Origin of the sequence: Streptomyces griseorubiginosus, assembly GCF_017614965.1 — a bacterium.
GTDB classification, from domain to species: domain Bacteria; phylum Actinomycetota; class Actinomycetes; order Streptomycetales; family Streptomycetaceae; genus Streptomyces; species Streptomyces griseorubiginosus_B.
The window spans coordinates 1-7,335 of sequence record NZ_WVUG01000384.1; the positions used below are offsets into that span (position 1 = coordinate 1).

The 7,335-nt window shown below is 68.2% G+C and carries 7 protein-coding genes and 1 tRNA gene; 5 read left to right on the top strand and 3 right to left on the bottom strand.

Going from position 1 to position 7,335, the window contains the following annotated elements; translation table 11 throughout:
* From GRC12_RS39635 to GRC12_RS39645, 3 genes are all read left to right on the top strand, one after another.
* A partial coding sequence (locus GRC12_RS39635) for a branched-chain amino acid ABC transporter permease (RefSeq protein WP_208785308.1) occupies positions 1 to 1,750 on the top strand: 1,750 nt, incomplete at its 5' end.
* Between the two features lie 6 nt (positions 1,751 to 1,756).
* Positions 1,757 to 2,575 (top strand): ABC transporter ATP-binding protein, encoded by an 819-nt coding sequence (locus GRC12_RS39640; protein WP_208785309.1) that lies wholly within the window; start codon positions 1,757 to 1,759, stop codon positions 2,573 to 2,575.
* Positions 2,572 to 3,288 (top strand): ABC transporter ATP-binding protein, encoded by a 717-nt coding sequence (locus GRC12_RS39645; protein ID WP_208785310.1) that lies wholly within the window; start codon positions 2,572 to 2,574, stop codon positions 3,286 to 3,288. Before GRC12_RS39640 ends, GRC12_RS39645 begins: the two co-directional genes overlap by 4 nt.
* Positions 3,289 to 3,361: 73 nt before the next feature.
* On the opposite strand, the gene GRC12_RS39650 is transcribed toward GRC12_RS39645, so the two are convergent.
* The gene (locus tag GRC12_RS39650) at positions 3,362 to 4,018 is read right to left on the bottom strand and encodes an ANTAR domain-containing response regulator (RefSeq protein WP_133042763.1); all 657 of its coding nucleotides are present in this window, start codon (positions 4,016 to 4,018) and stop codon (positions 3,362 to 3,364) included.
* Between the two features lie 99 nt (positions 4,019 to 4,117).
* Here GRC12_RS39650 and GRC12_RS39655 point away from each other — a divergent pair.
* Both GRC12_RS39655 and GRC12_RS39660 read left to right on the top strand, forming a co-directional pair.
* Positions 4,118 to 4,192, top strand: a tRNA-Leu gene (locus tag GRC12_RS39655).
* A gap of 106 nt (positions 4,193 to 4,298) precedes the next feature.
* Positions 4,299 to 5,042, top strand: a complete 744-nt coding sequence (locus GRC12_RS39660; RefSeq protein ID WP_208785311.1) for a helix-turn-helix domain-containing protein — start codon at positions 4,299 to 4,301, stop codon at positions 5,040 to 5,042.
* 9 nt (positions 5,043 to 5,051) lie between these two features.
* On the opposite strand, the gene pyk is transcribed toward GRC12_RS39660, so the two are convergent.
* Both pyk and GRC12_RS39670 read right to left on the bottom strand, forming a co-directional pair.
* Positions 5,052 to 6,488, bottom strand: coding sequence for a pyruvate kinase (pyk, locus tag GRC12_RS39665; RefSeq protein WP_208785312.1), 1,437 nt, complete (start codon positions 6,486 to 6,488; stop codon positions 5,052 to 5,054).
* 163 nt (positions 6,489 to 6,651) lie between these two features.
* The coding region (locus GRC12_RS39670) for an SIMPL domain-containing protein (protein WP_244374484.1) at positions 6,652 to 7,335 on the bottom strand (684 nt) is incomplete at its 5' end.

Below are 7,335 nucleotides of genomic sequence, written 5' to 3' on the forward strand. Positions count from 1 at the left end.
CCGCGGCCTCATCGGCCTGCCCCTGCCCGCCGCCCGCGCCCTGCTCCTGCTCGGCGGCATCGCCACCGCGGCCTCCGCCTTCCTCGCCTGGACCTGGACCAGCGACTTCCCCGGCGACCTCACCGTCTACGGCTACCCCGGCGGCCTGCAATGGCTGACCTTCGTCGCCGGAGTCCTCACCGCCGTCTTCGCGCTCGCCTCCTACGGCGTCCGCGGCCTGCGCTGGCTGCTGCCCGCCCGCAACAACGCGCCCCTGGTCCTCACCGCCCTCGGCGGCTTCGGCGTCACCTGGTTCACCGCCATCGAGATCGCCGCCAAACTCGGCGGCCTCGCCAACTGGGAACCCGGCACCTACATCGCCATAGTCGCCTCGCTCATCCCCGTCATCGGCGCCTTCGCCCTCCCGCAGGAAGCCGGCGAGACGACCAAGGAGACCCTCAAGGCGTACATCGCCAAGCCCGACGCGATCCCCGCGCCGCAACCCGTCTCCCCCTGGATCCAGCGCCTGATCATCACCATCGTGGCCGCCCTCGGCCTCGGCGTCTTCGCCTACGGCATCGACACCGAGTACGGCGAGATCTTCATCGGCTTCCTCATCGTCCTCATCTTCGCCGTCTGGGCACTGCACACCGCCGGCCTCCTCGACCGCTTCTCCGCCATGGTCGCCGACAACCGCAGCTTCAGCCTCGCCATGGGCTTCGCCGCCGCGATCGCCTTCCCGCTCACCCAGACCGACGACCACTACGCCAACATCGGCGTCAACATCCTGATCTTCGGCACCGTCGCCCTGGGCCTGAACATCGTCGTCGGCCTCGCCGGCCTCCTCGACCTCGGATACGTCGCCTTCCTCGGCGTCGGCGCCTACACCGCGGCCCTGGTCTCCGGCTCCGAGTTCTCCCGCTTCTCCGGCGTCCAGTTCCCCTTCTGGGCCGCCGCCCTCGCCGGCGCCGCCGCCTCCCTCATCTTCGGCGTGCTCATCGGCGCGCCCACCCTGCGGCTGCGCGGCGACTACCTGGCCATCGTGACCCTCGGCTTCGGAGAGATCTTCCGCCTCGCCGTCAACAACATGGACGGCGTCTCCGGCCCCGACATCACCAACGGCCCCAACGGCATCCCCTCCATCCCCGACCTGAAGCTCTTCGGCTTCAACTTCGGCGAGGCCCACGACCTCGGCAGCTTCACCATCGGCCGGTTCGCCAACTACTACCTGCTGATGGTCCTGGTCATGGCCCTCGTCGTGACCGTCTACCGGCGCGCCGCCGACTCCCGCATCGGCCGCTCCTGGATCGCCATCCGCGAGGACGAGACCGCCGCCACCGCCATGGGCATCAACGGCTTCCGCGTCAAGCTCATCGCCTTCGCCCTCGGCGCCTCACTCGCCGGCCTCGCCGGCACCGTCAGCGCCCACGTCACCTACAACGTCGTACCCAACCCCTACCAGTTCGCCGGCGCCGCCCCGCCCAACTCGGCCTTCCTGCTGGCCGCCGTCGTCCTCGGCGGCATGGGCACCGTCTCCGGCCCCATCCTCGGTGCCGCCCTGCTCTACCTGCTCCCGGAGAAGCTGGTCTTCCTCCAGGACAAGTCACTGCTCGCGTTCGGCATCGCGCTCATCCTGCTGATGCGCTTCCGCCCCGAGGGCATCATCGCCAACCGCCGCCGCCAACTCGAATTCCACGAGACCGGCCAACTCGACGTACCAGAGACCACGACGCTGTCCGACGAACCGGCCGTCACCAAGGCAGGGGCGTAAAGAACCATGACGACACCTGTACTCGAAGCCCGCGACGTCACCATGCGCTTCGGCGGCCTCACCGCCGTCCGCTCGGTCGACTTCACGGTCAACAGCGGCGAGATCGTCGGCCTCATCGGCCCCAACGGCGCCGGCAAGACCACCTTCTTCAACTGCCTCACCGGCCTGTACGTCCCCACCGAGGGCAGCGTCTCCTACCAAGGCACCGTCCTGCCCCCCAAACCGCACCTGGTCACCAAGGCCGGCATCGCCCGCACCTTCCAGAACATCCGCCTCTTCGCCAACATGACGGTCCTCGAGAACGTCCTCGTCGGCCGCCACACCCGCACCAAGGAAGGCCTCTGGTCCGCCCTGCTGCGCGGCCCCGGCTTCAAGAAGGCGGAGAAGGCCAGCGAGACACGAGCCATGGAACTCCTGGAGTTCATCGGCCTCGCCCACAAACGCGACCACCTCGCACGCAACCTCCCCTACGGCGAACAGCGCAAGCTGGAGATCGCGCGGGCCATGGCCTCCGAGCCCGGCCTGCTCCTGCTCGACGAGCCCACCGCCGGCATGAACCCGCAGGAAACCCGGGCCACCGAAGAACTCGTCTTCGCCATCCGGGACATGGGCATCGCCGTCCTCGTCATCGAGCACGACATGCGCTTCATCTTCAACCTCTGCGACCGCGTCGCCGTACTCGTCCAGGGCGAGAAGCTCGTCGAGGGCACCTCCGAGGTGGTCCAGGCCGACGAACGCGTCATCGCCGCCTACCTGGGCGAACCGTTCGACGGCGACCCCGGCGAGACCGAGGCCGCCGGCACCACCAAGGGAGACCCCCAGTGACCGCACTCCTGGAGGTCGAGGACCTCCACGTCGCCTACGGCAAGATCGAAGCCGTCAAGGGCATCTCCTTCTCCGTCGAGGTGGGCCAGGTCGTCACCCTCATCGGCACCAACGGCGCCGGCAAGACCACGACCCTGCGCACCCTCTCCGGACTGCTCAAGCCCAGCGCCGGCAAGATCACGTTCGACGGCAAGCCCCTCACCGGCATCGCCGCGCACAAGATCGTCGCCCTGGGCCTCGCCCACTCCCCCGAGGGCCGGCACATCTTCCCCCGGCTCACCATCGAAGAGAACCTCCAGCTCGGCGCCTTCCTCCGCAAGGACAAGGAAGGCATCGAAAAGGACATACAGCGCGCCTACGACCTCTTCCCCATCCTCGGAGAACGCCGCAGGCAGGCCGCCGGCACCCTCTCGGGCGGCGAGCAGCAGATGCTCGCCATGGGCCGCGCCCTGATGTCCCAGCCCAAACTGCTGATGCTCGACGAACCCTCCATGGGTCTCTCCCCGATCATGATGCAGAAGATCATGGCGACCATCGTCGAACTCAAGTCCCAGGGCACGACGATCCTGCTCGTCGAGCAGAACGCCCAGGCCGCCCTCTCGCTCGCCGACCAGGGACACGTCATGGAAGTCGGCAACATCGTCCTGTCCGGCACCGGCCAGGACCTCCTGCACGACGAGTCGGTCCGCAAGGCGTACCTCGGCGAGGACTAGGCGCTCTGCGGCACACGAGAAGGCCCGCGCCCCTGATCCCTCAGGGCCGCGGGCCTTCTCCTCTCCTGGGCCGTCAGCCCTTGGACGCCTTCTTCTCGTCCGCGTCCTGAATGACCGCCTCCGCCACCTGCTGCATCGACATCCGGCGGTCCATCGAGGTCTTCTGGATCCACCGGAACGCGGCCGGCTCGGTCAGCCCGTACTCGGTCTGCAGGATCGACTTCGCCCGGTCCACGAGCTTACGGGTCTCCAACCGGAGCGTGAGGTCGGCGATCTCCTTCTCCAGCTCCTTCAGCTCGGTGAACCGCGACACCGCCATCTCGATGGCCGGCACCACGTCACTCTTGCTGAACGGCTTCACGAGATAGGCCATCGCACCGGCGTCACGGGCGCGCTCGACGAGATCCCGCTGCGAGAAGGCGGTGAGCATCAGCACCGGGGCGATCCGCTCCTCGGCGATCTTCTCGGCGGCGGAGATACCGTCCAGCTTGGGCATCTTCACATCGAGGATGACGAGGTCCGGCTTGTGCTCACGGGCGAGCTCGACAGCCTGCTCACCGTCGCCGGCCTCACCGACGACGCTGTAGCCCTCCTCCTCCAGCATCTCTTTGAGGTCGAGCCGGATCAGGGCCTCGTCCTCAGCGATGACGACACGGGTCGTCAGCGGAGGCACGTGCGACTTGTCGTCATCGGCCGCGTCTACGGGCTGGGGCGACTCGGGGGAGGTCACGGGGGCTCCTTGGTCAGGGCAGGGGTGGTGCTGACAAGAGCGTACCTAGCTGCGGTAAGGTGGGTGCGCGAGGGGTTGCACTTCTCCTTCCTTTCTAAGGCCCCAGTACTCCAACTGGTCAGAGAGGCCGCTCTCAAACAGCGGACAGTGTGGGTTCGAATCCCACCTGGGGCACTTTTCCTTCGATTTCAAGGTCTCCACCAGAAGCGGATGTTCCCGTTCTCGTGAACATCCGCTCTTTGCTGCGTGTCGTCGTGCCCACTCTCACAGAGTGAGCCACATGTACGACGTCAGCACACGCAAGCGAGCTCTCGCCCTCGTAGCACAGGGCCGAAGCCTGAATTCAGTGAGCAAGCAGACGGGCATCTCACGTGCCGCGATCCGCTCATGGCGAGACCGTCTGGAGCCCTTGCCCCGTGTCGCCCCTCAGGACCCGGGACCACCCGCTGATGAACGCGCCTACGCATACCTCCTGGGGCTTTATCTCGGCGACGGATGCATCAGCGCGCAACCGCGCACCGGCTACCAACTGCGCATCGCCTGCGCCGACGCCTGGCCCGGGCTCATCGACCTCTGCCGCGAAGCCATCAAGAAGGTACGCCCGGGCATCGGCGTGTACATCCTGCAGAGGCAGGGCTGCGTTGCGGTGACCTCCTACTCGCAGCACTGGCCGCGCCTCTTTCCTCAGCACGGGCCCGGCAAGAAGCACGAACGCCATATCGCCCTCGCACCCTGGCAGCAGGCCATGGTGGACGCGCACCCTTGGGAGTTGATCCGGGGCCTCATCCACTCCGACGGCTGCAGGATCACCAACTGGACGACCCGCCCCGTGGACGGAGAGCAGAAGCGCTACGAATACCCCCGGTACTTCTTCACCAACCTGTCTGTCGACATCATCCGTCTCTTCACGAACACGCTTGACCACGTGGGCGTCGCGTGGCGCCAGGCGAACGCTCGCAACATCTCCATCGCCCGCAAGGCCTCCGTAGCCCTCCTGGACGCCCACGTGGGCCCCAAGTACTGACCCCCACCCCTACTTCGGGCTGTCGTCCTCGCCGATGTGGTGGACGCGCACCATGTTCGTCGAGCCGGAGACCCCGGGGGGTGAGCCTGCCGTGATGACCACCACGTCGCCCTGCTCGCAGCGGCCGTACTTCAGCAGTAGCTCGTCCACCTGTTCGACCATCGCGTCGGTGGAGTCGACGTGCGGGCCCAGGAACGTCTCCGCGCCCCAGGTGAGGCTGAGCTGGGAGCGGGTGGACGGTTCGGGGGTGAAGGCCAGGAGGGGGATCGGGGAGCGGTAGCGGGAGAGGCGGCGGGCCGTGTCGCCGGACTGGGTGAAGGCGACCAGGAACTTCGCGCCGAGGAAGTCGCCCATCTCGGCCGCCGCCCGGGCGACCGCGCCGCCCTGGGTGCGGGGTTTGTTGCTTTCGGTGAGGGGCGGCAGGCCCTTGGCGAGGATGTCTTCTTCCGCCGCTTCGACGATCTTCGCCATGGTGCGGACGGTCTCGATCGGGTACTTGCCGACGCTCGTCTCGCCGGACAGCATCACCGCGTCCGTGCCGTCGATCACCGCGTTGGCGACGTCGGAGGCCTCCGCGCGGGTCGGGCGGGAGTTGTCGATCATCGAGTCGAGCATCTGCGTCGCCACGATCACCGGCTTGGCGTTGCGCCGGGCGAGTTTGATCGCGCGCTTCTGGACGAACGGGACCTGTTCGAGGGGCATCTCCACGCCCAGGTCTCCTCGGGCGACCATGATGCCGTCGAAGGCGGCGACGATGTCGTCGATCGCGTCGACGGCCTGCGGCTTCTCCACCTTGGCGATGACGGGGAGCCGGCGCCCCTCCTCGTCCATGATGCGGTGCACGCCCTCGACGTCCCGGCCGCTGCGGACGAAGGACAGTGCGATGACGTCGAAGCCCGTGCGCAGCGCCCAGCGCAGGTCGGCTTCGTCCTTGTCGGAGAGGGCGGGGACGGAGACGGCGACGCCGGGGAGGTTGAGGCCCTTGTGGTCGGAGACCATGCCGCCTTCGACGACGGTGGTGTGGACGCACGGTCCGTCGACCTCGGTGACCTCCAGGCAGACCTTGCCGTCGTCGACGAGGATGCGTTCGCCGGGGGTGACGTCGGCGGCGAGGCCGGAGTAGGTGGTTCCGCAGGTGTGGCCGTCGCCCTCGGCGCCTTCCTCGACGGTGATGGTGAAGCTGTCGCCGCGTTCAAGGAGTACGGGGCCTTCGGTGAAGCGGCCGAGGCGGATCTTCGGGCCCTGAAGGTCGGCGAGGAGTCCGACGCTGCGGCCGCTCTCGTCGGCGGCCTTGCGAACGCGCTGGTAGCGCTCCTCGTGCTCGGCGTGGCTGCCGTGGCTGAGGTTGAAGCGGGCGACGTCCATTCCGGCGTCGACCAGGGCTTTGATCTGGTCGTACGAGTCGGTGGCGGGGCCCAGAGTGCAGACGATCTTTGCTCGGCGCATGGTTCGAGCGTATGCCTTACCGGCGGGTAGCGAATTGGACGGACATGACCACTCAACAACCGTTGGGTGAAGGGCTGTTGACAAGTATTGAATTGTGCGGGGGGCCGCTCCGATGAGCATTCGAACGGCCCGCGCGCACCGCGCCGATTTGCTCCCGTGACGTCTACAGTCGCGGCGGTTCCATGGTGAACCGGGCGTTGACCGTGGCGTTCACGCGTTGCCGCTGGGGTTCGAGGTCGAGCGCGGCGGGGGTGTCCTCGGCGGCCGCCCCGTAGGCCATGGAGCGCATCCGGCTGCCGGGCGCCTGGGGGTACGGCGGCGGGGCGCCCTCCGCTCCGACGTCGGCGAGTTCCACCAGCGCGGCGAGTGAGGTGCCGAGCGCTTCCGCGTACTCCCGCGCCCGTTGCACCGCTTCCCGTACCGCCTGCTGCCGGGCCTGGCGGTATGCGGGCGAGTCGGGGCGCAGCGCCCACCAGGGGCCGTCGACGCGGGTGAGTTCGAGGTCGGCCAGTCGGGTGGTGAGTTCGCCCAGGGCGGTGAAGTCGGTGAGCTCGGCGGTGATGTGGACGCGTCCGTGGTAGGCGTGGACACGTTCGCCGCGGCCCTTCTCCTTCAGTTCGGGGCTGATGGAGAAGGCGCCGGTCTCCAGGTGTTCCACCGCGTCGCCGTAGGTCTTGACGAGGTCGAGGACGGTGGCGTTGCGCTGGGTGAGGTCGTCGAGGGCGGCGCGGCGGTCGCGGCCGCGGGAGGCGACGGTGACGCCGATGCGGGCGATCTCGGGGTCCACTTCGAGGCGGGCCTCGCCGCGGACGGCGATCCGGGGGGCGTCGGGGGTGCCGTAGGGGAC

Excerpts from the sequence above, each read along its gene's own strand:
- GRC12_RS39640 (WP_208785309.1), top strand. The coding sequence starts at position 1,757 with ATGACGACACCTGTACTCGAAGCCCGCGACGTCACCATGCGCTTCGGC.
- GRC12_RS39660 (WP_208785311.1), top strand. The coding sequence starts at position 4,299 with ATGTACGACGTCAGCACACGCAAGCGAGCTCTCGCCCTCGTAGCACAG.
- pyk (WP_208785312.1), bottom strand. The coding sequence starts at position 6,488 with ATGCGCCGAGCAAAGATCGTCTGCACTCTGGGCCCCGCCACCGACTCG.